Origin of the sequence: Frondihabitans sp. 4ASC-45 (assembly GCF_049472575.1) — a bacterium.
Lineage (GTDB): Bacteria > Actinomycetota > Actinomycetes > Actinomycetales > Microbacteriaceae > Frondihabitans.
In genome coordinates, this window is sequence record NZ_JBCEBN010000006.1 from 105,363 (window position 1) to 129,923 (window position 24,561).

At 68.3% G+C, this 24,561-nt stretch carries 25 protein-coding genes and 1 tRNA gene; 16 read left to right on the forward strand and 10 right to left on the reverse strand.

The genetic code is table 11. The features are described from left to right. Positions 1-14 precede the first annotated feature (14 nt). The 11 genes from rpmA (at position 15) to VH571_RS10935 (ending at position 8,702) form a co-directional block, all read left to right on the forward strand. The gene (rpmA, locus tag VH571_RS10885) at positions 15-272 is read left to right on the forward strand and encodes a 50S ribosomal protein L27 (protein ID WP_123942584.1); all 258 of its coding nucleotides are present in this window, start codon (positions 15-17) and stop codon (positions 270-272) included. 118 nt (positions 273-390) lie between these two features. Further along, positions 391-2,085 (forward strand): GTPase ObgE, encoded by a 1,695-nt coding sequence (gene obgE / locus VH571_RS10890; protein ID WP_423264588.1) that lies wholly within the window; start codon positions 391-393, stop codon positions 2,083-2,085. 68 nt (positions 2,086-2,153) lie between these two features. Next, entirely contained in the window at positions 2,154-2,969 is an 816-nt protein-coding gene (gene proB, locus VH571_RS10895; protein WP_423264674.1) for a glutamate 5-kinase, read from the forward strand. 90 nt (positions 2,970-3,059) lie between these two features. After that, a complete protein-coding gene (locus tag VH571_RS10900; RefSeq protein WP_423264590.1) occupies positions 3,060-4,364 on the forward strand; it encodes a glutamate-5-semialdehyde dehydrogenase in 1,305 nt (434 codons plus the stop codon). Between the two features lie 56 nt (positions 4,365-4,420). Beyond that, a complete protein-coding gene (locus VH571_RS10905) occupies positions 4,421-4,660 on the forward strand; it encodes a hypothetical protein (RefSeq protein ID WP_055962724.1) in 240 nt (79 codons plus the stop codon). A 131-nt stretch (positions 4,661-4,791) separates the two neighbouring features. After that, positions 4,792-5,442 carry a nicotinate-nucleotide adenylyltransferase gene (nadD, locus tag VH571_RS10910; RefSeq protein WP_084816279.1) on the forward strand — a complete coding sequence of 217 codons (651 nt, stop codon included), beginning with the start codon at positions 4,792-4,794 and terminating at the stop codon, positions 5,440-5,442. Continuing rightward, complete coding sequence (locus VH571_RS10915; RefSeq protein WP_423264592.1) at positions 5,439-6,914, forward strand: hypothetical protein; 1,476 nt, start codon at positions 5,439-5,441, stop codon at positions 6,912-6,914. Before nadD ends, VH571_RS10915 begins: the two co-directional genes overlap by 4 nt. 79 nt (positions 6,915-6,993) lie before the next feature. Further along, entirely contained in the window at positions 6,994-7,371 is a 378-nt protein-coding gene (gene rsfS, locus VH571_RS10920) for a ribosome silencing factor (protein ID WP_055962720.1), read from the forward strand. Positions 7,372-7,580: 209 nt separating this feature from the next. After that, positions 7,581-7,656: transfer RNA gene (locus VH571_RS10925), tRNA-Ala, on the forward strand. Between the two features lie 103 nt (positions 7,657-7,759). Next, positions 7,760-8,215: a VanZ family protein gene (locus VH571_RS10930; protein ID WP_423264594.1), complete on the forward strand. Its 456-nt coding sequence runs from the start codon at positions 7,760-7,762 to the stop codon at positions 8,213-8,215. Positions 8,216-8,354: 139 nt separating this feature from the next. Further along, positions 8,355-8,702, forward strand: coding sequence for a hypothetical protein (locus tag VH571_RS10935; RefSeq protein WP_423264595.1), 348 nt, complete (start codon positions 8,355-8,357; stop codon positions 8,700-8,702). A gap of 21 nt (positions 8,703-8,723) precedes the next feature. Here VH571_RS10935 and VH571_RS10940 read toward each other — a convergent pair whose 3' ends face one another. Next, complete coding sequence (locus tag VH571_RS10940) at positions 8,724-10,172, reverse strand: LCP family protein (protein WP_423264596.1); 1,449 nt, start codon at positions 10,170-10,172, stop codon at positions 8,724-8,726. Positions 10,173-10,345: 173 nt separating this feature from the next. Here VH571_RS10940 and VH571_RS10945 point away from each other — a divergent pair, with 173 nt between their 5' ends. Next, entirely contained in the window at positions 10,346-11,764 is a 1,419-nt protein-coding gene (locus VH571_RS10945; RefSeq protein ID WP_423264597.1) for an MFS transporter, read from the forward strand. A gap of 157 nt (positions 11,765-11,921) precedes the next feature. On the opposite strand, the gene VH571_RS10950 is transcribed toward VH571_RS10945, so the two are convergent. Further along, positions 11,922-12,776, reverse strand: a complete 855-nt coding sequence (locus VH571_RS10950; RefSeq protein WP_423264598.1) for an SDR family oxidoreductase — start codon at positions 12,774-12,776, stop codon at positions 11,922-11,924. Positions 12,777-12,870: 94 nt separating this feature from the next. Here VH571_RS10950 and VH571_RS10955 point away from each other — a divergent pair, with 94 nt between their 5' ends. Continuing rightward, positions 12,871-13,245 carry a winged helix-turn-helix transcriptional regulator gene (locus tag VH571_RS10955; RefSeq protein WP_423264599.1) on the forward strand — a complete coding sequence of 125 codons (375 nt, stop codon included), beginning with the start codon at positions 12,871-12,873 and terminating at the stop codon, positions 13,243-13,245. 12 nt (positions 13,246-13,257) lie between these two features. Here the strand turns inward: VH571_RS10955 and VH571_RS10960 are convergent, their stop codons facing one another. Then, complete coding sequence (locus VH571_RS10960) at positions 13,258-13,713, reverse strand: MaoC/PaaZ C-terminal domain-containing protein (protein WP_123942566.1); 456 nt, start codon at positions 13,711-13,713, stop codon at positions 13,258-13,260. A 9-nt stretch (positions 13,714-13,722) separates the two neighbouring features. Further along, complete coding sequence (locus tag VH571_RS10965; RefSeq protein WP_423264600.1) at positions 13,723-14,307, reverse strand: phosphatase PAP2 family protein; 585 nt, start codon at positions 14,305-14,307, stop codon at positions 13,723-13,725. 63 nt (positions 14,308-14,370) lie between these two features. Here VH571_RS10965 and VH571_RS10970 point away from each other — a divergent pair, with 63 nt between their 5' ends. Next, positions 14,371-15,513, forward strand: a complete 1,143-nt coding sequence (locus VH571_RS10970) for a TIGR03364 family FAD-dependent oxidoreductase (protein ID WP_423264601.1) — start codon at positions 14,371-14,373, stop codon at positions 15,511-15,513. Positions 15,514-15,742: 229 nt separating this feature from the next. Here the strand turns inward: VH571_RS10970 and VH571_RS10975 are convergent, their stop codons facing one another. Next, complete coding sequence (locus VH571_RS10975) at positions 15,743-17,293, reverse strand: MFS transporter (RefSeq protein WP_423264602.1); 1,551 nt, start codon at positions 17,291-17,293, stop codon at positions 15,743-15,745. Positions 17,294-17,390: 97 nt separating this feature from the next. Between VH571_RS10975 and VH571_RS10980 the strand changes: the two genes are divergently transcribed. Continuing rightward, the gene (locus tag VH571_RS10980) at positions 17,391-18,065 is read left to right on the forward strand and encodes a TetR/AcrR family transcriptional regulator (protein WP_123942562.1); all 675 of its coding nucleotides are present in this window, start codon (positions 17,391-17,393) and stop codon (positions 18,063-18,065) included. Between the two features lie 38 nt (positions 18,066-18,103). Here the strand turns inward: VH571_RS10980 and VH571_RS10985 are convergent, their stop codons facing one another. Beyond that, positions 18,104-18,424, reverse strand: coding sequence for a hypothetical protein (locus tag VH571_RS10985; protein ID WP_423264603.1), 321 nt, complete (start codon positions 18,422-18,424; stop codon positions 18,104-18,106). Positions 18,425-18,585: 161 nt separating this feature from the next. On the opposite strand from VH571_RS10985, the gene VH571_RS10990 reads away from it, so the two are divergent. Then, a complete protein-coding gene (locus VH571_RS10990) occupies positions 18,586-18,723 on the forward strand; it encodes a hypothetical protein (RefSeq protein WP_157510156.1) in 138 nt (45 codons plus the stop codon). Positions 18,724-18,885: 162 nt separating this feature from the next. Here the strand turns inward: VH571_RS10990 and VH571_RS10995 are convergent, their stop codons facing one another. The 4 genes from VH571_RS10995 to VH571_RS11010 all read right to left on the reverse strand — a co-directional run bounded on the left by VH571_RS10995 (position 18,886) and on the right by VH571_RS11010 (position 24,405). Beyond that, the gene (locus VH571_RS10995) at positions 18,886-20,280 is read right to left on the reverse strand and encodes an MFS transporter (RefSeq protein WP_423264604.1); all 1,395 of its coding nucleotides are present in this window, start codon (positions 20,278-20,280) and stop codon (positions 18,886-18,888) included. A gap of 140 nt (positions 20,281-20,420) precedes the next feature. After that, positions 20,421-22,904, reverse strand: a complete 2,484-nt coding sequence (locus VH571_RS11000; RefSeq protein ID WP_423264605.1) for an ATP-dependent DNA ligase — start codon at positions 22,902-22,904, stop codon at positions 20,421-20,423. Positions 22,905-22,917: 13 nt separating this feature from the next. Then, the gene (locus tag VH571_RS11005; protein WP_423264606.1) at positions 22,918-23,805 is read right to left on the reverse strand and encodes an SDR family oxidoreductase; all 888 of its coding nucleotides are present in this window, start codon (positions 23,803-23,805) and stop codon (positions 22,918-22,920) included. Positions 23,806-23,961: 156 nt separating this feature from the next. Beyond that, positions 23,962-24,405 carry a hypothetical protein gene (locus VH571_RS11010; protein WP_423264607.1) on the reverse strand — a complete coding sequence of 148 codons (444 nt, stop codon included), beginning with the start codon at positions 24,403-24,405 and terminating at the stop codon, positions 23,962-23,964. Positions 24,406-24,561: the final 156 nt, after the last annotated feature.

Sequence of the window (24,561 nt, forward strand, 5' to 3'; positions counted from 1 at the left end):
GGGGCTGACAACTCATGGCACATAAAAAGGGCGCATCATCCACCCGTAACGGCCGCGACTCGAACGCTCAGCGCCTCGGCGTGAAGCGCTTCGGCGGTCAGGTCGTCTCGGCCGGCGAGATCATCGTCCGCCAGCGCGGCACCCACTTCCACCCCGGCGTCAACGTCGGCCGTGGCGGCGACGACACCCTGTTCGCCCTCGCCGCGGGCAGCGTCGAGTTCGGTGCCAAGGGCGGCCGCAAGGTCATCAACATCGTCGGCGCCGACGCGTAGCACCTGATTTTCTCCGGATGGGCGAGCTTCGGCTCGCCCATCCGTGTTTAGAGCACCACCGCGTTCTTGCACCACCGCAATTCCAGCACCACCAACCCCAACGGACTGAGACAAACCCATGGCAACATTCGTCGACCACGTGTCGCTCCACCTCAAGGCGGGCAACGGCGGGGATGGCTGCGTCTCGGTCCGCCGCGAGAAGTTCAAGCCCCTCGCGGGCCCCGACGGCGGCAACGGCGGTCACGGCGGCGACATCGTGCTCGTCAGCGACACCGGCGTCACGACGCTCCTCGGCTTCCACCGCAACCCGCACCGCTCCAGCCCGAACGGCGGGCCCGGTATGGGCGACCACCGCTCCGGCAACAACGGCGAAGAGCTCGAGCTGCTCGTGCCCGTCGGCACCGTCGTCACCGACGTCGACGGCAACGAGCTCATCGACATGAACGTGTCGGGCCTCCGCTACGTCGTCGCCGAAGGGGGCATCGGCGGCCTCGGCAATGCCGCTCTCTCGTCGACCAAGCGCAAGGCGCCCGGCTTCGCTCTGCTCGGCACGCCCGGTTGGCAGGGTGACGTCATGCTCGAGCTCAAGGTCGTCGCCGACGTCGCGCTCGTGGGCTACCCCTCGGCAGGCAAGTCGAGCCTCGTCGCCGCCATCTCGGCCGCCAAGCCAAAGATCGCCGACTACCCGTTCACGACCCTGCACCCCAACCTCGGTGTCGTCGAGTCCGGAGCGACGCGCTTCACCGTCGCCGACGTCCCCGGTCTCATCGAGGGCGCGAGTGAGGGCAAGGGCCTCGGGCTCGAGTTCTTGCGCCACGTCGAACGTTGCTCGGCCCTCCTGCACGTGCTCGACTGCGCCACGCTCGAGCCCGGCCGCGACCCGCTCACCGACCTCGAGGTCATCAAGGCCGAGCTGGCGGCGTATCCCGTGCCCGCCGGCCAGCTGCCGTTGCTCGAGCGCGCGCAGATGATCGTGCTGAACAAGATCGACGTGCCCGAGGCGCGCGAGCTCGCCGACTTCGTACGCGCCGACCTCGAAGGCCAGGGCTACCGCGTCTTCGAGATCTCCGCCGTCTCGCGCGAGGGCCTCCGCGAGCTCTCGTTCGCCCTCGCCGAGGTGGTCGAGGCCGATCGTGCCGCGCGTGCAGCCGAAGAGCTCGAGCGCCCCCGTATCGTCATCCGCCCGCGGGCCGTCAACGAGTCGAAGTTCACCGTCACGGTGGAGGGCGGCACGTACGGCAACCTGTACCGGATCCGCGGCATCAAGCCGGAGCGCTGGGTCATGCAGACGCAGTTCAACAACGAAGAGGCCGTCGGCTACCTCGCCGACCGTCTCAACAAGCTCGGCATCGAAGACCAGCTGTTCAAGGCGGGCGCCGTCGCCGGATCCACCGTCGTCATCGGTGGTGTCGACGGCATCGTCTTCGACTGGGAGCCCACGCTCACCTCGACCGCCGAGCTCATGACCGCCGCTCGCGGAACCGACCCTCGCCTCCACCAGAGCTCCCGCCAGACCCGTAACGAGCGCCGCGAGGAGTACTTCGCCCGCATGGACGCCAAGGCCGAGGCACGCGCCGAGTTGATGCGTGAGCGCGCTGCCGGTCTCTGGACGGACGACGACGGATTCGAGGTCGACCCGGCCGTGCGCGACGCCGCCGAGCTCAGCGACGCCGACGCCCGCGATGAGGCCGAATTCGGCGACGAGGGCGACAGCACGCGCGAGAACGACAACGAGACCGAGAACGACAACGCGCCCGAGAACGACGCCGCGCCCGACAGCGACACCGCACGAGAGGCCGACGAGAAGGCGTGACCGAGATCGAGACCGGAGTGGGCACCGCAGAGCAGAAGGATCCTGCTTCCGCGGCAGCTCCAGTCACCGTGTCGCGTGGTCCGCTTCGCTCGCGTGCCGACGTCCCGACCGCTCGCCGCATCGTCGTCAAGGTGGGGTCGTCGTCGATCAGCGGGCCCAACGCCGATCAGATCGGCCCGCTCGTCGATGCTCTCGCCGACGCCTACGGCCGAGGATCCGAGGTCATCCTGGTCTCGTCGGGCGCCATCGCGACCGGCATGCCGTACCTCAATCTCGACGGCCGTCCCACCGACCTCGCGACCCAGCAGGCTGCCGCTGCGGTTGGGCAGAACGTGCTCATCTACCGGTACCAGGAGAGCCTTCGCCGCTACGGCATCGTGGCGGGCCAGGTGCTGTTGACCGCCGGCGACATCGATAACCCGACACACCGGTCGAATGCCCAGCGCGCCATGGAGCGTCTGCTGAAGCTGCGCATCCTGCCGATCGTCAACGAGAACGACACCGTCGCCACGCACGAGATCCGCTTCGGCGACAACGACCGCCTCGCAGCCCTCGTCTCGGAGCTGGTCGAGGCCGATCTCCTCGTGCTGCTCTCCGACGTCGATGCGCTCTACACGCGTCCGCCGCACGAGCCCGGCGCCCTCAAGATCACCGACGTCGATTTCGGCGACGACCTCGCCGGCGTGACCTTCGGCTCGGCCGGAGCGGCCGGCGTGGGTACCGGAGGGGCAGGCACCAAGGTCGCCGCCGCCCGCTTCGCGACGGAGGCCGGCACACCGGTTCTGGTGACGTCGACCACGCTCGTCGCCGAAGCGCTCTCGGGCGCCGATGTCGGCACGTGGTTCGGGGCGAGCGAGGGTGCACCGGCCGAGACAGCAGGCTGAGCGGGGCTCCGCGGATCCTGCCGTTGCCGACGCCTCTCGTCGATCCTGACCGGGGCTGAGGATCCGATGAGCCGGCACTACACTCGGCGCATGTCGATCTTCGAAGTCGCCACGACCGCCCCCGAGACGCTCCCGCTCGACGGGTTCGACCCCGCCCTCGTGGCGAAGCTCGAACTTGCCCGCTCGGCCTCACGGACGCTCGCCACGGCGACGGCCGACGTCAAGAACGCGGGGCTCACCGCCATCGCCCGAGCGGTGCGGTCGCAGAGCTCGCGAATCATCGCCGCCAACGAACTCGACCTGGCTCGCGGAAGCGACTCGGGATTGACGCAGGGGCTGCAAGACCGGCTCCGGCTCGACGAGGCCCGCCTCGAATCCCTCGCGGAGGCTACCGAGCTCATCGCGACGCTCGTCGACCCGGTGGGGGAGGCGCTTTGCGGCAAGATCCTGCCGAACGGCTTGCAGCTGACGCAGGTGCGAGTGCCCTTCGGAGTCGTCGGAGCGATCTACGAGGCTCGGCCGAACGTGACCATCGACATCGCGGCGCTTGCCCTGAAGAGCGGCAACGCGGCGGTCCTGCGTGGGGGGAGTGCTGCAGAGAGCACCAACCGCGTGCTCGTCGAGGTCATCCAAGAGGCCCTCGAGTCGGCGGGTCTGCCCCGCGATGCCGTCCAGACCATCGACGAATTCGGCCGCTCCGGTGCCACCGATCTGATGCGAGCTCGCGGCTACGTCGACGTACTCGTTCCGCGGGGGAGCGCCCAGCTGATCGACACGGTCGTGCAGGAGTCGAAGGTCCCCGTCATCGAGACGGGGGCGGGCGTGGTCCACGTGTTCCTCGATGAGTCGGCCGACGGCGACTGGGCCCGCGACATCGTGCATAACGCCAAAGTGCAGCGGCCGAGCGTCTGCAACGCTCTCGAGACGCTGCTCGTGCACGAGGCGGCCGCCGAACGCCTCCTGCCCAGCGTGCTGGCCGACCTTCGCGCGGCGGGCGTCACGATCCACGCCGACGAGCGAACACGTGCGCTCTTCGCCGACTCGGTGCCCGCGACCGCCGACGACTGGGCCACCGAGTACATGTCGCTCGACCTCTCGGTGAAGGTGGTCGACTCGATCGACGAGGCGATGGACCACATCGCCCGCTACTCGACCCATCACACCGAGTCGATCATCACCAACGACCTCCGCAACACGGAGCGCTTTCTGGCCGAGGTCGACAGCGCGGTCGTCATGGTCAACACCTCCCCGCGATTCACCGACGGGGGCGAGTTCGGATTCGGCGCAGAGGTGGGCATCTCGACGCAGAAGCTGCACGCTCGCGGGCCGATGGGGCTCCCGGAGCTCACCAGCAGCAAATGGATCGTTCGCGGGTCGGGGCAGGTGCGCGGCTAGCGCCTCGGTGACGGCTAGACTCAACCGGTAGTACTGCCTGAACGGAGACCTCGCACATGATCACCAGCATCCTGGCCGCAGAAGAGCAACTCGCACCGGTCTTCGCGCCCGCGCCCGTCATCGCACTGATCGCGGCCGCCGTGTTCACGATCCTCGGCTTCGTCGTCTTCAGCTACAAGAACGTCGCCAACCGCGGCTACACCGGCCCCGGTCATGACGACCAGCAGCCCGTGCACCACACCGTCGACACCGACAGCCTTCCGATCGACGAGTTCGGTCACCCCAAGGCCAACTGAGCAGCGGCCCGCAGGCCCTCCTCGTGACGACCGAAGCCTCTGCGTCGATCGAAGACTCCGTGTCGACCGAAGAGTCGGCGGCGGTTCGCCCGGCTGATCCGGTGTCCGCGCCTCTGCGCCGCATCGGCGTCATGGGTGGCACCTTCGATCCCATCCACAACGGCCACCTCGTGGCAGCCAGTGAGGTCGCCACCGAATTCGATCTCGATGAGGTCGTCTTCGTGCCCACCGGTCAGCCCTGGATGAAGAGCGGTCCGGGGCACCGAGTGGTGACGGAGGCCGAGCACCGCTACCTGATGACGGTGATCGCGACCGCGTCGAACCCGATGTTCACGGTCAGCCGCGTCGACATCGATCGTCAGGGCGCGACATTCACGATCGACACTCTTCGCGACATCCGCGCCGAGCACCCCGACGCCCAGCTCTTCTTCATCACGGGTGCCGACGCCGTGGCGCAGATCCTCGACTGGAAAGACGTGCAGGAGCTCTGGGAGCTCGCGCACTTCGTCGCCGTGTCTCGGCCAGGACACGACCTCAGCGTCAGCGGCCTCCCAGAGAGCGAAGTAAGCTTGCTGGAGGTTCCCGCACTGGCGATCTCATCGACCGACTGCCGCAGCCGAGTCGGTCGGGGCTCTCCCGTCTGGTACCTGGTACCCGACGGCGTCGTCCAGTACATCTCGAAGCACCACCTGTACGAAGACGCCTCTGTCGAACCGCAGAGCATCACCGCACCGAGTATGAGCACAGAATCGGTCGAAGCGACCGTGACGGAGACTGAATGAGTTCGACAGACGGCCAGCCGCCACTCACCAGGCGGCAGGTACGCGACCTCGAAAGGGCGAAAGAGGCGGGCGAGGCGATCACGGGGAGCATCTCGATCGTCTCCGGTTCCCCCGTTCCGTCAGCCATGCCCGTGTCATCCAAAGCACCCGTCTCGTCTCGAGCTCCCAGTTCGTCGGGTGCACCGGCGCCGTCGTCGACTCCGGCATCGGGCACCGATCGCCCGGCAGCTGCCGCTCCGGCACCCGGCTCGATCGCAGCCCCCGGCCAGGGGCCGACCCGTAGAGAGCTTCGCGCTCAGCGCGACGCACTCCAGCCGTCCGATGCAGCGCCCGTACCCCTTCGCGCACCCCGACCGACGACGGCCGAGGGAGCCAGCGAGCGAGGGCTTTCTGACGCCCTGAGCCACGTGGCCGACATCGAGAATGGCACGCCCAGGCCCATCATCCCGCCGCGTGAGGCGCAGCCCATGCCCGCGGCCCCGATCCCGGCCGACGACGTCGACGACGCCGACGACGAGGTCGAGTCAGCCGGAACACCGGCGCCGCGGTCCGTGCACCGCTCGCCGGCGGTAGAAGAGCCTCTCGTCGAGACGCCGTCGGTCGCGGACGCGGCCGACGAGGGCCCACGTCGACGTGGCACCGGTTCGACCCACAACACGGCCTCGCCCTCGGGTTCCGCACCCGCTCCGTCGTCGGTGCCCACGGTGTTCCCCCTGACGCTTTCGGGTTCCGAGAATGGCCCCGGTAAGGCCGCAACGCGTGCCGTCCCGGATCCTGCGTCCTCTCCGTCGTCGTCGCCGTCCGTTTCGGTCCCGTCGGCTCCGTCCGCTTCGTCGTCTTCTCCCGCGTCGGCGGCCCAGGCGGTTCCGCGCGTGACGCCGCCGATCGAGATCCCTCCCGTTCAGCCGCCCGCGGCCGAGACACCCGGCTCAGCCGGAAGCAAAGGGTCGAACGCGCCTCGCGTCCCGGCCTCGGTGCCCGAGTCGCCGACCCCCTACACGCCGCCGACCGGTCACTGGTCGACGCAGGCCGAACGCGACGACGACGCCCACGGTCCCGTCGGCGGCAGCTTCAGTTCGTCGACCGGGCAGCACAACGCGCTCATCCTCGGCGACGACCGCCTCCCCGATGTCACCGGCGCACTGAACGCCACCGGCGAAGTAATCATCACCGGATCGATCGACCTCCCGCGCAGTCTCGCGACGACCGGGTCGCACCACATCCAGCGCATCGACGGCGCCGACATCGATCGCATGCTCGAAGAGGGCGATCGCGAGCCCGAGGGCAACGATGCCACTCCCGTTCGTGCCAGCCGGGCCGTCAGTGCCAACACCTCGACCCGGCAGGTCGTGCTCGCCGGGGGCAAGCCGAAGACCAATCGCCTGCCAATCGTCGCCACGATCTGTGGCGCAGCCGTGGTTGTTGTTATCGTGGGTGGCGTCGTCGTCGGTTTCGTCACCGGCGTCCTGTAACTTTCTCCCCTCGCATCGAGCTTCACGTCGCGCGGTCGGCTCAGCCGGCCGTGACTCGACGTTTCACCCAAAGGAATCCGTGACAGCCACTCCCCGTGCCATCGAGCTCGTTCAGCTCGCCGCCCGTGCCGCCGACTCGAAGCAGGCCGACGATCTCGTCGCCCTCGACGTCTCCGAGCCCCTCGCCCTGACCGACGTGTTCCTCCTCGCCTCCGGGCGCAACGAGCGCAACGTGATCGCCATCGCCGGCGAGGTCGAAGACAAGATGCTCGAGGCGGGTGTCAAAGCCCTCCGCCGCGAGGGTCGCGCCGAGGGGCGATGGATCCTGCTCGACTTCGGCGACGTCGTTGTGCACGTGTTCCACGACGAAGACCGCCAGTTCTACTCGCTCGAGCGCCTGTGGAGCGACTGCCCCGCCATCGCGCTCGAACTGGAGACGACCTCGCAAGACGCGTAGCCGTCGGGCTCCGTTGCCTCGGCGCCAGGTTCGACTGACGCCGGGCACACGTCGCTTACCGTTTTATGCACCGCACACCGATTGAACGGTGTGCCGTGCGTAAAACGGTGGGCGAACCCTGGTCGTCGCACGTGGTCGTGACGGCTCGAAAAGTGTAGTAATCTTGCAGGGTTGCTCCGGCCGGCAAGGCCAAAAGCAACACAAAGTTTGGGTCTGTGGCGCAGCTGGTAGCGCACCTGCATGGCATGCAGGGGGTCAGGGGTTCGAGTCCCCTCAGATCCACCAAGCAATACGTTTCATCAAGTGATTACGCAACAGCAGCAACCGGTTCGACAAGCGACATGGCCTCTCCCGAGCGGAGGGGCCATTTTTCGTCACAGGGGGGCGCATGCACCGACGACTCCATCGAGCGGAACGTCTCGCCCTCGTCGTCATTCTCGGGGCCATCCTGACGATCACCTTCTGGCCCACCCGGGTCGACGCGCCCATCGATACCGGACTCGAAACGGCACTGGCGGGGTGGCACACTCGTGGCCTCCCCGGGTTCGTCGATTACGGCTTCGTCCAGACCTCGGCGAACGTGCTCCTGTTCGCGCCGTTCGGAGCCCTTGTCGCGTCCGTGCTGCTCGCGAGGCTGTGGTGGTCGGCGGGGGTGCTCGGCTTGGCGCTGTCTCTCGTGGTGGAGGGGAGTCAGGCCCTCTTTCTGCCCGATCGTGTGGCGTCTGCCGGTGATCTCGCCGCGAACACGGCCGGGGCCCTCATCGGGGCCGCTGTCGTCGCGGTGGTGCGGCGAGTTCGGTCCCGGCGCCGAGAGTGCCCGAACGGCCCTCCAGCCGACCTGTAGGCGAGCATCTGGCCACTCTGGGCCGGGAGAGAGCCACTGCGCACCAGCGCGAACGGGCGCAGGTGTCATGCCGCCCCAGATGTGTCAAGGGGACTCCTCGAAGAGGGCGCTCCCCAGCGTCACCGGGTACGACCGAGGGATGGAACGAATCCACTACGTCGACGGCTCGGTTGTGACCGGAACCGCCATTGCCCAATCGCTCCTCCGGTTCGGCGAGGCATTGGCTCGCAGGCAGTCGTCTGCGACCGTCCGGATTCCCACACGCCAGGCCGACGGGGCAGTCGGATCGGCGACCTTCCTGCTGGGGCCGGCTAGCCAGATGGTCACCGAATCCGAATCGAGCCCCTACGACGAGTTGATCGATGAGGCCCTCGTGGCCTCATTCGAGCGCGAGGCGAGTCTGATCGGGGTGCCGCGGGTGCAGATCGACGACCAACCCACGGCCGCCGCCGAGCTGAGCGTCAGCCTCGACGTCGACGAGAGCTGAGCCGACGCCGAGGCTGCTGCCTCAGTTGATGCAGGGGATCGAACTGTCGGCTGCGCTGGTGGTCTGGTCGCTGGATCCTTCGGTCTTCGATGTTCCCGACGAACCCGAACCGGAAGACGAGGATCCGGCCGACCCCGTTGAACCCGGCGTCGCGGTCGATTTCGCCGCTGCCCCGTCGGTGCCCAGCACGACCGTGACGTTCGCGACACCCGTGACGGCCTCGAGGGTCGCTCCGGGCACGTACTTCGCGACCAGCTTGGCCTCAGCCGCCATCGACGCCGGGTACTGGATCGTCGTGGCCTCCCGAGTCGACACCGACGAGACCGCCGTCGTCGAGAAGCCCGCGGTCGACAGGGCCGACGAACTCGACAACGCGGCGCCGTCGACACCGCTGCCGTTCAGCACGCTGACCGTGACCTCGCCGGGCTTCACGGCCGTGGCCGCAGAGGTGGTGCTGCTGGTCGACTCTTTCGTCTTGTCGAGCGACGCGATGAACGAGGGCATCTTGGCGGTATCGACCTGCACGATCGAGACGGCCGTGCCGCCGACGGTGATGGTCGGGGTTCCCGAGGTGGGAATGCTCGTCGATTCGAGATCGCCGCCCGCGAGCCCCTTGAGCTGCGTCGCGAGGGTCAGCCAGTTGAGGTCGGGGTCGGTCTGAATGGCCGAGCTCGCCGCGGTGAGCGCGGAGTTGAGCTTGCCGGGGTTGAGGATCGTGCCGGCGGAGAGGAAGTTCTTCGCCTCGCGGCTGAGGAAGTAGCGCTGCCGCGCCTGTCGATCGAAGTCGCCGTTGGGGAGTCCGTGGCGCTGGCGGACGAACGCCAGGGCCTGCTTGGCATCGAGGGTCGACACGCCCGCGGGGGCCTTGAAGGTCGAATAATTGTCGTCGACTGCGTCGTTGAGGCAGACCTTGATCGGCCCGAGCGATTTCGCGACGTCGTAGAAGCCGAGCATCGAGATGCGGACGAAGTGGTCGATGTGCAGTCCGCTGACGTTCTCGATCGTCTTCACCAGGAGTTGCGCACCCCCGGCGTCGCCGCCCTTCTGGCTGCCGTAGACGAAGGCGGCGTTGAGTTTCCCTTCGCCGTAGCCGGGGATGTCGACCCACGAGTCGCGGGGGAATGAGATGAGCGAGGCCTTCGCCCCGCCGTCCGGGATGTGGAGCACGAGCATCGTGTCGGTATTCGTGCCGCCGCCGTCAGCGGTGGTGCCCAGTTCGGCGAGCTCGGCCGCGGAAGCATTGGCGGGCCGGTGATCATCGCCGACGAGCAGGATGTTCTCGCCCGACGACGAGGCGACCGAGGTCGTCGAGGGGATCGCGTCGATGTGCGTCACGCCTCCGACAAAGTGGTTGTAGTTGTAGACCGCGTAGCCGACGGTCGCCACGAGCAGGGCGACGACGACCACGGCGACCCATCGGACGACGTGTCGCGGGCGGACGCGGAGTCGCGTGCGAGGTGAATCGGACATTCCGGAACCCAATCATCGGTTGCAGTGACGGAACCGAAGACTAACCGAGAGCATCGGGGCGTTCCGTGGAAAAGGGGTCTCTGACGCACAAAGTCAGCCCTGCGAAGGGGTTCGGGCGGTACCAGCGGGGGAGGAGCGGGGCGCCGTTCGCGTCACGGGCCATACTGGAGCGGATGACGTCGTCGAAGAGCCGGAGCACGAGCTCGAACGCGCTTGCCCTGCTCGTGGCCGGGTGCTTCTTCATGGAGAACCTCGACTCGACCATCGTCACCACGGCGGTGCCGAGCATCGCACGCGACCTGCACGTCGACGCGACCAGCGTCGGCGTGACCATCACCGCCTATGTGCTCACCGTCGCCGTGCTGATCCCGGTGACGGGCTGGCTCGCGGATCGCTTCGGAAGCCGAAGGATCCTGCTGACCGCGATCGCCCTTTTCACGCTCGCCTCCATCGCCTGTGCCGCCAGTACGTCTCTGCCGCTGCTCGTCGTCGCGCGGGTCGTTCAAGGTATCGGCGGGGCGATGATGGTGCCTGTCGGTCGCATGACCGTCTTACGCGTGACCGAGAAGAAAGACGTGATCCGCGCGGTGGCCTGGCTCACGTGGCCGGCCCTCGTGGCGCCGATCCTCGCCCCGTTCGTCGGAGGACTCCTGACCACGTACGCGTCGTGGCACTGGATCTTCGTCGTGAACGTGCCGCTCGGGATCCTCGGGTTCGTCGTCGCGCTGCGGGTGGTCCCCGGGCGTTCGGCGATCCCCGCGGGCGAGTTCGAGCCGACACCGCCCGATTGGCTCGGCCTCGCGCTGACGAGCGTCGGCATCGGTTGCCTGGTCTGGGGGACGACGCTCGTCGCCAGCACGCCGGTCGATGTGGCTCAGGCCCTGGTGTTCCTAGTCGCCGGCGCTATCGGGGTGACGCTTGCCCTGCGGCACCTGCGACGCACCCCGCAGCCGTTCGTCGACCTGCGTCTGCTGCGGATCCACACCTACGCTGTCGCGCTCGGGGGAGGATCCGCCTACCGGTTCGTCATCAGCGCGATTCCGTTCGTGCTGCCGCTGCTCTACCAGGGTGCGTTCGGCTGGACGCCGCTGCAGGCGGGGAGTGCGATCCTCTTCCTCTTCGCCGGGAACCTCGGCGTGAAGCCCGCCACCACCTGGATGATCCGCACGTTCGGGTTCCGGCGGCTGCTGCTCGTCGCGCATCTCATGGGGGTCGTCTGCCTGCTCGCCATGGCGGCCTTCCGCCCCGCGACACCGTTCGGCCTCATGATCGTGGTGCTCGTGCTTTCGGGGGCGGCCAGGTCGGTCGGCTTCACGGCGTACAACACGCTCACCTACGCCGACGTCGAGAAGCGGCAGATGACCGGGGCCACCGTGCTCGACTCGACGATCCAGCAGATCGCCATCGGCGCCGGAATCGCCCTGGGCGCCGTGGCGATCTCGGCCGGTCGGTTGATCGGCGCTCCGACGAACGCGTCGCCCGTGTTCGCCTACGACTTCGCGCTGGCAGTGATCGCCGTCGTGATGCTCGCCGCACTGATTCCGGCGTGGCGACTGCCGGTGTCGGCCGGTGCGTCGCTGATGGCGCGCTGACGGCGCGCACGCGCAAGCGGCTCAGACCTGCACGGGTGGCCTAGAAATCCGCCCTAGGGCAGGTGTCTGTGCCGGTTTTGCGGGTCTGAGCCGACTGTGCGGGGCTGCGCCGACTGTGCGGGGCTAAGCCGAATACGCGGGTCTGATGCGGTGCCGCCTACTGCGCGGCGGCGAGGCCCTCGGCGAGCGGCGTCGTGGGGCGGCCGATGAGCCGGGCGAGGTCGCCGCTCGTCTCGGCGAGCAGGCCGTCGCGGATGTTGCCGTCGAGCGCGACCACGAATCCGACCGTGCCCTCGTCGAGCCCGAACCCCGTGAGCTGCTCGGCGTGCTCCTCGGGGGTGAGCGCACGATACGAGACGGGCGATCCGATGATGCCGGCGATGGCCTCGGCGAGCTCGGAGAAGTTCCAGGCGTAGTCGCCCGAGAGTTCGAAGGTCTCGCCCGCGGTCGTGTCGTCGAGGAGTGCGACGGCGGCCGCCTCGGCATAGTCTTTGCGGCTCGCACTGGCGACCCGTCCCTCGCCGACGCTCGCCGTGACCTCGCCGGACTGGCGGGCCTTGCCCACCTCGCCGGTGTAGTTCTCGGTGTACCAGCCGTTGCGGAGGATCGTGAAGGGCACTCCCGAGGCACGCAGGTGCTCTTCGGTGGCCTTGTGCTCCGGAGCGAGAATGAGCGTGGTGTCGTCGGCGTGCGGGGCGCTCGTGTAGACGATTCGTGCCACGCCCGCGGCCTTCGCGGCGTCGATCACGGCAGTGTGCTGCGGAACGCGCTGCCCGACGGCGTCGCTCGACACCAGCACGACGACGTCGCCGGCACCGAGAGCGGCCGCGATCGTCTCGGGCTTCGAGTAGTCGAGCGTCGCGGTCGTGACGCCACGGTCGGCGAGGCTGGCGATCTTGGTCGTGTCGCGGGCCGTCGCGACGATGCTCGACGGCTCGGCGCCGCGCGCGAGGAGGGCGTCGACGATGAGGGCTCCGAGCTGGCCGGAGGCGGCGGTGACGATGTACGACATGAGTGGTTCCTTTCGAGAGGTGTGACTGCCTCAACCCTTTCTATCGCGCGATTCTTCCCCACGCGCAGTACGCACCTTTTGGTAAGTTAGTGGAATGGACGTCAGTTTCGCGGTGAACCGGGAGCGACCGGGCTTCGCCGGTGGCAAATACCCTGCCGATTGCTCGAGCCGCATCGTGCTCAATCACATCACCAGTCGCTGGGGCGTGCTCGTGCTGCTGGCGCTCGAGCGGGGCACCCTGCGCTGGGGTGAACTGCGGCGCGAGGTCGAGGGGATCAGCGAGAAGATGCTCGCGTCGACGCTGAAGACGTTCGAGGCCGACGGGATCCTGCACCGCGAAGCGCAGCCGACTGTGCCGCCACGGGTCGATTACACCCTCACGGAGCGCGGGCGCGAGGTCGCGATGCGACTCATGCCGCTGATGGACTGGATCGCCGACAACGCCGACGACATCGTCGGAGAGCGCTGACGACTCTCGCGGTCAGGAGATCGCGGCCGCCCGGGTCAGCACCATGATGTCCATTCGGCCGGTCTGGACGACCTCGCCGTGCTGATTCGCGAGCGTCACGGTGCGCTCGACGATGCCGGTCGTGCCGGACGACGTCAGGCGGGTCGACAGCACCTCGACCGTGCAGGTCACCGTGTCGCCGATGAACAGCGGGGCCACGAACCTCCACCCGTCGATGCCGAGCAGGGCGACGGCGGAACCGTCGAAGACGCCGGTGCGCGAGATGAGCCCGAGGCACAGCGAGGTGCCCAGCACGCCGTGCACGATCCGCTGACCGAACCGAGTCGACTTCGCGAACTCGGCATCGGTGTGCACCTGGTTGTTGTCGTTCGTCCAGCTGGCGAACGACATGACGTCGGCTTCGGTGATGGTGCGACCGGGGGTGACGAACGTCTGCCCGGCCGACAGGTCTTCGAGATAGTGCGGCACGCGGTCAGTCTACGAGCGGGCCCGCCCGGAGCGGACGAGGATCCGACCCACCGCCGCCACACCGACCCCGATCAGTGCCCCGCCGACCACGTCCGACAGCCAGTGCGCTCCGACGTGCAGACGCGAGTAGCCCACGGCCGCGGCGATCGGGACGACAGCGACAGCCAGAGCCGGACTCTCGATCGCGACGCCCGATGCGAAGGCGGCGGCGCTCGCCGTGTGGCCCGAAGGGAACGACGCCGACTGCGGGAACACCTTCAGCTGACGCGCGACGGGAACGTCGGCGGCGACCGGACGGTGCCCGCCGAAGATCGGCTTCGCGACGAGGTTCGCCACCGCGCTCGACCCGGCGAGCGACAGGAGCCCGCGCACCGCCGCTCGGCGGCCGGTCCGCCCGGTCAGGGCGAGCCCGGCAGCGACGGAATACCAGAGCAGCCCGTTGTTGGCGCTGGTCGACAGGCCGAGCAGGGCGCGATCCGCTCGGGCTCTCGGCGTGGAGCCGTTGATGCGGCGACCGACCTGCTGGTCGAAAGCGAGGATCGACCGGGGAAGGATGCTGGGGGTGTCAGAGGAGGAAGGCGGGCGAAGGGGCACCGCAACACCTAACCACGGTTCGTTGTTCACCCGCCGTCAACCGCTCCGACGTAGCGTCGCGCCATGGCAAAGGAACTTGACCAGATCGTCGACGTCGCGATCGTCGGCGCCGGAATCGTCGGCCTCGGGCACGCTCTCGCAGCTGTCGACCGCGGCCTCTCCGTGCTGGTCATCGACCGGACGAGTCGGCAGAACGGATCGACGATCCGCAACTTCGGCCACGCCTGCATCACCGTGCAGGCGGGGGCCGCGCAGGTGCACGCCGATCGGAGTCGCGAACTCTGGTTGCGGCTCCGCGACGAGGCCGGACTCTGGATGCGCGACACCGGCGGTTACGTCGTGGCCCGCGCGGAGGACGAGCTGGCCGCACTCCGCGAATTCGCCGCGCGGAGGCCGGGGAGTGCGCGGATCCTCGATGCCTCTTCGACGGCCGCCGCCACCGGTGCCGACCCCGCCGTCATCGTCGGAGGGGCACACCTCCTCGACGACCTCCAGGTCAACCCCCGCGAGGCCGCGGCCCAGATCACCGCCTACCTCGAGTCACGCGGGGTGCAGTTCCAGTTCTCGACCGCGGTGCGCACGATTCGCTCGGGGCGCCTGCACACCACCCGTGGCCGCGTCGGCGCCGACCAGATCATCGTCGCCGTGAACTACGACGTCGATCAGCTGTTTCCTGAGCTCGGAGCCGCGTACGAGGTCGAACGCTGCGGACTCGACATGATGCGCGTGCGGATCCCCGAGCTGCGCGCGCCGCTCTCGGGCCCCGTGCTCACCGGATGGTCGATGCTGCGCTACTCCGGCTTCGCGACATCGCCGTCGCTCGCCGCTGTCCGATCGCGTCTCTTCGCATCGGCACCGGCGCTCGCGGCCCGCGACGTCAACCAGATGTACACGCAGTTCGCCGACGGAACGGTCGTCGTCGGCGACACCCACTACCGCGACGACACCGTGACGCCGTTTCAGGAGGAGGCGGCGTTCGACGCGCTGCTCGACGAGACGGCCGGATTCTTCGGCGTCGCGCGGGCCGGCATCGAGGTCGTCGAGCGGTGGCAGGGCGTCTATGCGTCGGCGCCGGCGGAGTTCTTGGTCGACGAGCCTCTCGACGGGGTGCGCGTCGTGTCGGTCACCACCGGGATCGGCATGACGACGGGCCTCGGGCTCGCTGACCGGGTGATGTCGGAGATCTACGAGCCCGTCGGGGCGTAGCGCGGGGTGCGCCCAGTGCGCCGCAGGGTGCGCCCCGGGCGCCGAGATCGCACTTGGGGTCGGGTGGGGGCGATCTCGGCGCGACGTGGCCTGATCTACGGCTGGCGCGGGGCGCTGAGCGTAGATCGGGCCATCTCGCGCGGGCGGGTGCGGGCGGGGTGACGGGCGGCCGGTCGCGACGACGCCCCCGCACGCGAGCGTGCGAGGGCGTCGGGGTGGAGCTCAGTGGCTAGTGAGCCACCACGGGCTCGGGTGTGGTCGACGTCGGGGCGGATCCTTCGGATTTGTCGGCTTTGTCTGCCGCCGCTGCCGCAGCCTCGGCGCGAGCTCGCGTGTCGGCGCGAGTGCGGAACAGGCTCACGGCAAGAACTGCGCCGATCGCGAAGAAGCCGGCACCCCAGAAGTAGGCCGTCGAGTAGCTGTGCACCGCCGCTTCGGCCGCCGTCTGAGCCGTCGCCGGCAGGTGCGAGGCCACGTAGCTCGTCGCGGCGCTCGCGGCCAGCGTGTTGAGCAGCGCGGTACCGATCGAACCACCGACCTGCTGGCTCGTGTTGACCATGGCGGAGGCGACTCCGGCATGGCCGCGGTCGATGCCGAGCGTCGCCGTTTGAATCGACGCCGGCATGATCGAGCCCATACCGAACCCGAGCACCATCAGGGCCGGAAGAACGTCGCGGGCATAGGTGCTGTCGAGACCGAGGCGCGTCAGGTAGAGCATGCCGAGGGCGCCCAGCACCATGCCGAAGGGCACCATGATCTTCGGGCCGAACCGCGGCACGAAGATGTTGGTCGAGAGCTGCGCCGCGAGGATCAGCATGCCGATCATCGGGAGGAACGAGACGCCGGTCTGAATCGGCGTGTAGTTCAGAGACGTCTGCAGGTAGTAGGTGACGAAGAGGAAGATGCCGAACATGCCGGCACCCGCGATCATCACCGACAGGTAGGCGGCACCGCGGTTGCGGTCGAGGATCACGCTGAGGGGCAGGAGCGCGTGGGTCGCGCGACGCTGCCAGAGCACGAACGCGACGAGCAGGATCCCGGCACCCGCCAGGAAGCCCCAGGTCAGGGCCGACGACCAGCCCTCGGTCTCGGCGTTCGAGAAGCCGTAGACGAGGGAGAAGAGAGCGGCCGAGACGAGGATCGTGCCGGGCACGTCGAGCTTCGGGCGGGGGCCCTGGCGCGGAACGGTCGTGACGAAGAGCACGGCGCCGATGACGGCGATGATCGCGATGACGACGTTGATGTAGAGGTTCCAGCGCCAGTTGAAGTTCTCGGTGAGAACGCCACCGAGGAGAAGGCCGATCGCGCCCCCGGCACCGGCGATGGCGCCGAAGACACCGAACGCCCGAGCGCGCTCCTTCGGAATCGTGAAGGTCGTGGTGAGCACCGCCAGGGCCGTGGGGGCGAGGAGTGCGCCGAAGGCCCCCTGAAGCGCGCGGGCGAAGACGAGCATGCCGAAGCTGCCCGCGGCACCGCCCAGGGCGGAGGCCAGCGCGAAGCCGATGAGGCCGATGATGAACGTGCGCTTACGGCCGATGAGGTCGGAGAGGCGGCCGCCGAGCAGCAGCAGGCTGCCGAAGGCGAGTGAGTAGGAGGTGACGATCCATTGCCGATCGCCGTTGGAGAAGCCGAGGTCGGTCTGAGCGCTCGGGAGAGCGATGTTCACGACGGTCGAGTCGAGCACGACCATGAGTTGCGCCAAAGCGACGGTGGTGAGGGTCCACCATCGACGCGAAGCCACGGCGGGAGTACCGGTCGCAGCGGAAGAAATCGAAGACATGTCGAGGACTCTATACGGTTCTGACCAGTTTCGGAACTATAGAGTTTCGCAATCGAAAGTCGTACACTGGGGCGACCAAAGAAAGGGGTCTGCCGCGATGACGCACGTCGATCCCGCACCGGTCAAACTCGGCCGCAAGCGCGACCATTCCCGTGATCCCGAGATCCTCCAGGCCGCGATCGACGTCTTGGCCGAGACGGGCTACGACCGCATGACCATCGAGATGGTCGCGACGAGGGCGAAGGCCGGTAAGGCCACGCTGTACCGACGATGGTCGTCGAAGAGCGAGCTCGTCATCGACGCCATCGCGTGCATGAAGCGCGGCACGACCCCTGACGTCCTGCCCGACACCGGCACCCTCCGGGGTGATCTCGTGGCGATGATCAAGCCGCACTCCATCGAAGACAACGAGAAGAAGCTCAAGGTCATGGCGGGCATCGTCGCTCTGCTGGCCCACAGTCCCGAGATGTCGGCGGCGGTCAACAGCGCCATCGTCGAGCCGCGGGTCGAGATCAACCGACGTCTGCTGCAGCGCGCGGTCGACCGGGGCGAGATCTCGGGCGACTGCAACATCGACGAGCTGGCCCTTATCTCGCCCTCGATGGTCGCCTATCGCACGCTGATCTTGAAGCAGCCGGTCGATCGCGACTTCCTCGTCGGCCTGATCGACGGCGTCGTGCTGCCCGCCGTCGGGTTGCGCCTCCCCGAGAGCGAGCCGGAGGCCGTTGTTCGGGTCGCGCTCGCGACCAGCCAGACACAGCAGCACGACTAAGCGGGCTACTGAGGGCGCGCACCCGCGGTAGTGCAGGCTTAGGCGGCGGCGCCCGGCGTGGGCCGCCCACGATCGCGGCGTTTCCGAGCGCGGCGCACGACGACCGTCACACCGGTGATGACCACGAGCACGACGAGCAGGGCCACGAGCGCGAGTGCGACCAACGAGACATCCGACGCCTGGTTCATCAGCTCGAAGGGGTCGGCCAGGGGCTGCGTGCTGTATCGCGCAGGTTGGCCCGGCACCCCGAAAGCAGCGTCGACGCGCGCTCGGAGAACCAGTGCGAGGCTGACCGAGACAGCGGCGGCGAGAGCTACGAGCACGAGGGTGGCGGGCCAGATGAGGCGGCGGCGGGGCATGGTTCCGATGCTAGCGGGGGGAGACGACCCACCCGCTCTCTGTCCCGTCTGGAGCGCATTCGAGGGGGAGCGGACCGGTCTGCCCCCGTTCGAGCGCTCCCCGAAAGCGGGCTCGTGCGCCCTCGTTGCGGTGGCCTACCTTCATTTCAGGAGGTCACACCATGGACGACGCACAGCTCCACGACGAGGGAGTGTCACAGCTCGCGCTCGGCGCTCAGGGCGATTACGGCGACTACGGCCGCGTCTCGGTGAGTGACGACTGGCTCGAAGAGCGCATTCGTCTGTACGGCTCCGACTGACTCCCGGCGAGAGGCAAAGTCTCGCTCGGAGACGTCGTGCGGCGGGCCACCCCTACTGGCTCGTCGCACGGCCACATCCTCTCCAACCCGAACCGCTCAGGATCCGGCCACCCCGCTCGCCCCCCCCGAATTGGAAGGAAAAACCTCGTTCGGCAGGCACGATCATGGCGATCCGGGCGCAGTCGCGGCGGGTTTCTCCTTCAAATTCGGAAGCGCACGAAGCCCGATCGCCGATACGGCCGACCCGAGCACCAGCAGCACGGCGACGACGACGAGCACACGGTGGAATCCCGCGACGTCGAGCATGCCGCCGGTGATCACGCCGACGAATGCGATGGCCACCAGCCCGGCCACCCGCGAGATCGCGTTGTTGACGGCCGACGCGATGCCGGCCTCGGCGGGTCGGATCTCGCCGAGCACGGTCGAGGTGAGCGGCGTCACCGTGACGGTCATGCCAAGTCCGAACAGCACGACCCCGGGCAGGATCTGCCACCACACGTCGAGCGGTTCGCGCACGGTGAGCATCCAGAAAAATCCCGCTGCGCTGATCAGCGGCCCGAAGGTCATGAAGGGCCGGGGACCGATCCGGCCGGCCAGGGCCCCGATACGACTCGACAGGGCGAGTGAGATGAGCGTCGTCGGCAGGGTGACGAGCCCGGAGAGGGTCGCCGGCAGATGGCCGATCTCTTGGACGACGAGCGGGATCATGAGTGTTCCTAGGCTGACCGACGCGTAGATGCCGACGGTCGCGAGGTTGCCGACCGCGAACGCCCGCACGCGGAACAGGCGCAGCGGCATCATCGGATGCGCCGCGCGACGCTCCCAGAGCACGAAGACCACCAGGCAGGCGAGGCCGCCGACGAGCGCCGCGATCACGAGGGGCTCGTCGAACCCGATCCGCTGGCCCTCGATCAGAGCGAACACCGGCCCGGCCAGTCCCAGCACTCCGAGGATGGCTCCCGGCACGTCGATGTGGGCGTCGCCGTCGACGCCGCGATGGGCATCACGGGGAAGACGGGTGACGAGTACGAGAGTCACGGCCGCCGGAATCACCACGATGCCGAACACCCAGCGCCAGCCGAGCGTGTCGACCAGGCCGCCGCCGACGAGCGGGCCGATCAAGAAGGCCACCCCCGTCCAGGCCGTCCAGGTGCCGATCGCCTTGGCCATGGCCGCGCCGGTGAAGGTCGCCGTGATGAGCGCCAGACTCGAGGGCACCAGTAGCGCCCCGGCTATGCCCTGCAGGGCGCGCGCGGCGATGAGCAGTTCGGCGTTCGGTGCGAATGCCGCCAGCAGCGACGTCGCCCCGAAGCCGATCAGTCCCGCCGTCAGAATGCGCAGTCGGCCGAACGTGTCGGAGAGCGAGCCGGCAAGAAGCATCAAGGATCCGAGCGTCAAGAGATACGCATCGACCACCCACTGCTGCAGAGTGACGCCGCCGCCGAGCTCTCGCGCGAGGGCGGGCAGGGCGACGGTGACGATGGAGCCGTCGAGGAAGGCGACGAACGACGCCAGGATCGCGACGACCAGCACCGTGCGCGAGCGATCAACCGTCATGGGCTCACCCTACGACTCGAGATCGCCCGTGCCGCCTGCAAATTCGAAGGAGAAACGCGAGCCAGGCGACGAAGACATGCCGCTCCGGGGCCCCCGCACCGCAATTTCTCCTTCAAATTCGGCAGGGGGAGGAGGCGCGCTCATCGGGGAGGCGCCTCGAGAACGACGTCGCCCGGATCCTTGTCGGGCCGCCAGCCGCGCCAGCTCGGCTGCCGAAGCCGGCCGGTCGACGTCCACTCGGCGAATTCGACCTCACCGACCCGCGACGGAGTGATCCAGTGCGCGTCGCGGGCGTCCGCCGCGGGGACGCCCACGAGAGGCGAGGTCTTCCGGGCAGCCCGCTCGAACACCGGCAGGAGTTCGTCAAGGTCACGGTCGCGAAAACCCGTTCCGACCCGACCGACGTAGCGGAGCCCGTCATCGCCGGGAATGCCGAGCAGCAGCGATCCGACGCCGTTCGCGCGCCGCCCCGCACCCGGGCGCCAGCCAGCGACCACGACCTCCTGGGTGAGATGGTGCTTGAGCTTGATCCAGGCACGACTGCGACGACCGGCCGAGTAGGTGCCGTCGCGGCGTTTCGCGACGACTCCCTCGAGCCGCAGCTTCTTCGAGAACTCCATCGCCTCGTCGAGGTCGCCCTCGAAGGCCGGCGGCACGTCGATGGCGCGCGTCACCTCCACGAGTTCTTCGAGAGCCGACCGGCGGGTGTCGTAGTCATCGCTCTTCAGAGAGCGATCGCCCAAACGGAGCAGATCGAAGAGAAGGATCCGAACCGGCGCCGTCGACCGCACCCGTTCGATGTCACGGGCCCGCGTCAGCTTCATCCGCGTCTGAAGCAACCCGAAATCGGGCCGCCCCTTGTCGTCGACCGCGACGATCTCCCCGTCGAGAACGGCGTCGGTGACCGGTGCGCCGTCAGCGTCGCGCAACTGCTCGGCCAGGTCCGCGAACTCCGGATACGAGGGCGTCAGGTCGTGACCGTTCCGGCTCGTGAGCGTCACCCGTCCGTCGTCGACGGTGACGATCGCGCGGATGCCGTCCCACTTGAGCTCGTAGGCCCACTCGTCGGAGGTGCCGATGTCGCCCGGAGTGCCCACGGACGCGAGCATGGGTTCGATCGGGCCAGAGGTGGAGCGGGTGCGCGGCGCGGCTCGGCGAGGGGGTGAGCGCGGCGGGGCCGGATCCTTCGGTTCATCCATCATTCGGTGGATCAACCAATTGGCGTCGGCCTTGCCGCCGCCGTGGCCGGTGTGGATGAGGGCGACCTTCCGAGAGCCGCGCTGCTCGCCGTGGAGCACGACGATCACCTCCTTGCCGTCGCGCCACTTCTCGAGCTCGTAGGTGCCCGAATCCCAGATCGTGACCTCGCCCGCCCCGTACTCGCCCTTCGCGATGGTGCCCTCGAAGGTGCCGTATTCGAGCGGGTGGTCTTCGGTCTGCACGGCCAAGTGGTTCTGTTTCGGATCGGTCGGCTCGCCCTTCGGCAGCGCCCAACTGACGAGGACGCCGTCGTGCTCGAGCCGGAAGTCCCAGTGCAGTCGGGAGGCGTGGTGCTCCTGGATCACGAAGCTGGTGCCGTCGGTGCTCTCGGGCGCGCTCGCCGGGACCGGCTCGCTCGTCTTGGACGCGTCGCGCATGGAGCGGTATTTGGCCAGGCGATCCTGCCGATCCCCGGAATCCTGAGGCGCGACGGCGTGCTCGCTGTTGGTGAAATCGTCGGTCAGCTCGCCCGGGGGTACCGGTGTGCCCGACGACATCTCGGCGAGCGGGTCGCCCCGTCTCTTCAGTGCCTTGAGCACGTCGCCGTACTCAAGCTGCCGGAGGCTCTTCGAGGCGAGCTCGCGCCAGGTCCGCGGCATGGCGACCGTGGGGCGGTCTCGCCCGCGCAACGAGTAGGGTGCGACGGTCGTCTTGTTGCCGTTGTTCTGCGACCAGTCGAGCAGCACCTTGCCGCGGCGATCCTGCTTGCCCATCGTGCTCAGCACCAGGTCGGGATGATCGGCCTCCATCGCGCGCGCGAGCTCATGGGCGACATCGCTGACCTGCGCCGCGGTCTGCTTGCCGTCGAGAGTGGCGTAGAGGTGGATGCCCTTGCTGCCACTGGTGACGGGCATCAGGTCGAGGCCCATGCCGTCGACGATTTTCTTCAGCTCTTGGGCGACGACCACGCACTCGGCAAGGCCGACGCCCTCACCAGGATCCAGATCGATCACCAAGCGGTCGGGGTTGCGTTGCGCTCCCCTCGGCCCGAACTTCCACTGCGGCACATGGATCTCGAGCGCAGCGACCTGGCCGAGCCACGTGAGGGTCGCGATGTCGTCGACCATCGGATAGACGCTGGCGTGATCCTTGTGCTCGATGGCATGCCGCGGGACCCAGCTCGGAGCCGAGTCGGGCAGATTCTTCTCGAAGAACACGGGGCCCTCGACCCCGTCGACCCAGCGTTTGCGGGTGGCCGGGCGCCCTTCCGTGTGCGGCAGGAGAAACTCCGCCACCGCGGCGTAGTAGCCGATCACGTCGGCCTTGGTCGTACCGGTGGCGGGGTAGAGCACCTTGTCGAGGTTCGTGAGCTGGAGCGTGTGCCCGCCGACACTGACTCGATCGCTGCGGCCTTTGCCTGCCATGGTGCCCTCCGGCCTAGTAAGCCGGAGTCGCGCCGGCGATCGTGATGGTCGTGCCCGAGGTGTAGCTCGACTCGGGGCTGATGAGGTGCACGTACGCTGCGCCGAGCTCGGCGGGCTGCCCGGGTCGGCCGTACGGGGCCTGCGACCCGAACTGGCTCACGGTCTCGCCATCCGACGAGGCCGGCTGCAGCGGAGTCCAGACGGGGCCGGGAGCGACCGAGTTGACGCGGATCCCCTTCGGTGCGAGCTGCTGCGCGAGCGCTGCCGTGAAGACACCGATCGCCCCCTTCGAGACGGCGTAGTCGAGCTTGTTGGGGGAGGGCTGCGCGCCCTGGATCGACCCGGTGGTGACGATCGAGGATCCCGGCTCCAGATGCGGGATCGCCGCCTGGCTGAGCCAGAAGAGCGAGTAGACGTTCGTTTTGAACGTCGCCTCGAGGCTCTCGGTCCTCATGTCGAGGATGTCTTCGCTGACCTCCTGGTGGGCCGCGACCATGACGAGGGCGTCGAGCCCGCCGAGGGCCTCGACCGCGCGTCCGACGAGGTGGAAGCAGAACTGCTCGTCCGAGATGTCGCCCGGCATGAGGACGGCCTTGCGTCCCTCCGACTCGAGGAGGTCGCGTACTTCCTCGGCGTCCGACTGCTCGTCGGGAAGGTAGTTGAGCACCAGGTCGGCACCCTCGCGCGACATCGAGATCGCGGCGGCACGGCCGATGCCGGAGTCGGCGCCGGTGACGAGACCGCGGAACCCCTTCAAACGGCCGCTGCCGACATAGCTCGTCTCGCCGTGGTCGGGTTTGGGCTCCATGGCACTGGCGAGGCCAGGGATCGACTGCTCCTGTTTCGGGAACGGCGGCTTCGGGTAGAGGCTGATCGGGTCTTTTTTGTCGAGCTGGCTCATGAGCACCAGTCAACTCGCGTGGGGCCCGCCTGTCCCCTCAGCTGTCGTCTGGCCGCCCCGCCCCGCCCCGCGAAGTGACGCGGATCGGCCACACCGACGCGGCGCGCCACGTCGCTTTGGCCGATCCGCGTCACTTTCCGCGCCTGTTGGCTCGCCTCACGGCTCGACCCTTACCCCGGCGCCCTCGGCCGCGGCAAGCAGATCGTCAGCGTGGCGAGACGATAGGTCGAACGCGCGCCCGCTCCGAAGGTGTAATTCGATGCCGGGGCCCGACCTGAGAATGATCCCGGAGCGACCTGCGACGAGCCGATACCCCCAACCTCCCCAGTGGAGGGGACGGAGGTGTACGGGCAGAGCCAGCTCGACGTCGTCCCAGTCGATCGACTTCCAGCGGATCCTGAAGAGGGTCGAGTGCACGGTGAGCCGCTCGTCCGTCACGGTCACGGTGACCCAGGCGTTCGCCGCCAGGAGGGCAGCGCAGAGCGCGAGCAGCCCAGCCGTCACGAGGTAGCTCCGATCGCCACCGAATACAGCGATGGCTGCGCTGGCGATAAAGGCAGCACCTACTGCGAGGGAAGCGACTGCGAGAACGACGGACATCTCGCGAACTTCCGGCCTTGCTGTTTTCATGCTCTTGCCTTCCTCTCGTTACTTTCAAAAGTGGTACCCCCAAGGGAGAAGTAACTAGCCAGTCCGTACAAGATGCCGGCTGGCGACAAGAGTGTGAGGCCCGGTAGATCTTCGGATTCGAAGGTC

What these genes read in the sequence shown, in the direction of transcription:
- VH571_RS11005 (WP_423264606.1), bottom strand. Translation starts at nt 23,805, where the DNA reads ATGAGCCAGCTCGACAAAAAAGACCCGATCAGCCTCTACCCGAAGCCG.
- VH571_RS11010 (WP_423264607.1), bottom strand. Translation starts at nt 24,405, where the DNA reads ATGTCCGTCGTTCTCGCAGTCGCTTCCCTCGCAGTAGGTGCTGCCTTT.
- VH571_RS10975 (WP_423264602.1), bottom strand. Translation starts at nt 17,293, where the DNA reads ATGTCTTCGATTTCTTCCGCTGCGACCGGTACTCCCGCCGTGGCTTCG.
- VH571_RS10940 (WP_423264596.1), bottom strand. Translation starts at nt 10,172, where the DNA reads ATGTCCGATTCACCTCGCACGCGACTCCGCGTCCGCCCGCGACACGTC.
- VH571_RS10995 (WP_423264604.1), bottom strand. Translation starts at nt 20,280, where the DNA reads ATGACGGTTGATCGCTCGCGCACGGTGCTGGTCGTCGCGATCCTGGCG.
- rpmA (WP_123942584.1), top strand. Translation starts at nt 15, where the DNA reads ATGGCACATAAAAAGGGCGCATCATCCACCCGTAACGGCCGCGACTCG.
- nadD (WP_084816279.1), top strand. Translation starts at nt 4,792, where the DNA reads ATGGGTGGCACCTTCGATCCCATCCACAACGGCCACCTCGTGGCAGCC.
- VH571_RS10990 (WP_157510156.1), top strand. Translation starts at nt 18,586, where the DNA reads ATGGACGACGCACAGCTCCACGACGAGGGAGTGTCACAGCTCGCGCTC.
- VH571_RS10945 (WP_423264597.1), top strand. Translation starts at nt 10,346, where the DNA reads ATGACGTCGTCGAAGAGCCGGAGCACGAGCTCGAACGCGCTTGCCCTG.
- VH571_RS10950 (WP_423264598.1), bottom strand. Translation starts at nt 12,776, where the DNA reads ATGTCGTACATCGTCACCGCCGCCTCCGGCCAGCTCGGAGCCCTCATC.
- VH571_RS10905 (WP_055962724.1), top strand. Translation starts at nt 4,421, where the DNA reads ATGATCACCAGCATCCTGGCCGCAGAAGAGCAACTCGCACCGGTCTTC.
- VH571_RS10955 (WP_423264599.1), top strand. Translation starts at nt 12,871, where the DNA reads ATGGACGTCAGTTTCGCGGTGAACCGGGAGCGACCGGGCTTCGCCGGT.
- VH571_RS10935 (WP_423264595.1), top strand. Translation starts at nt 8,355, where the DNA reads ATGGAACGAATCCACTACGTCGACGGCTCGGTTGTGACCGGAACCGCC.
- VH571_RS10930 (WP_423264594.1), top strand. Translation starts at nt 7,760, where the DNA reads ATGCACCGACGACTCCATCGAGCGGAACGTCTCGCCCTCGTCGTCATT.
- obgE (WP_423264588.1), top strand. Translation starts at nt 391, where the DNA reads ATGGCAACATTCGTCGACCACGTGTCGCTCCACCTCAAGGCGGGCAAC.
- VH571_RS10970 (WP_423264601.1), top strand. Translation starts at nt 14,371, where the DNA reads ATGGCAAAGGAACTTGACCAGATCGTCGACGTCGCGATCGTCGGCGCC.
- VH571_RS10900 (WP_423264590.1), top strand. Translation starts at nt 3,060, where the DNA reads ATGTCGATCTTCGAAGTCGCCACGACCGCCCCCGAGACGCTCCCGCTC.
- VH571_RS10915 (WP_423264592.1), top strand. Translation starts at nt 5,439, where the DNA reads ATGAGTTCGACAGACGGCCAGCCGCCACTCACCAGGCGGCAGGTACGC.
- VH571_RS11000 (WP_423264605.1), bottom strand. Translation starts at nt 22,904, where the DNA reads ATGGCAGGCAAAGGCCGCAGCGATCGAGTCAGTGTCGGCGGGCACACG.
- VH571_RS10980 (WP_123942562.1), top strand. Translation starts at nt 17,391, where the DNA reads ATGACGCACGTCGATCCCGCACCGGTCAAACTCGGCCGCAAGCGCGAC.
- VH571_RS10985 (WP_423264603.1), bottom strand. Translation starts at nt 18,424, where the DNA reads ATGCCCCGCCGCCGCCTCATCTGGCCCGCCACCCTCGTGCTCGTAGCT.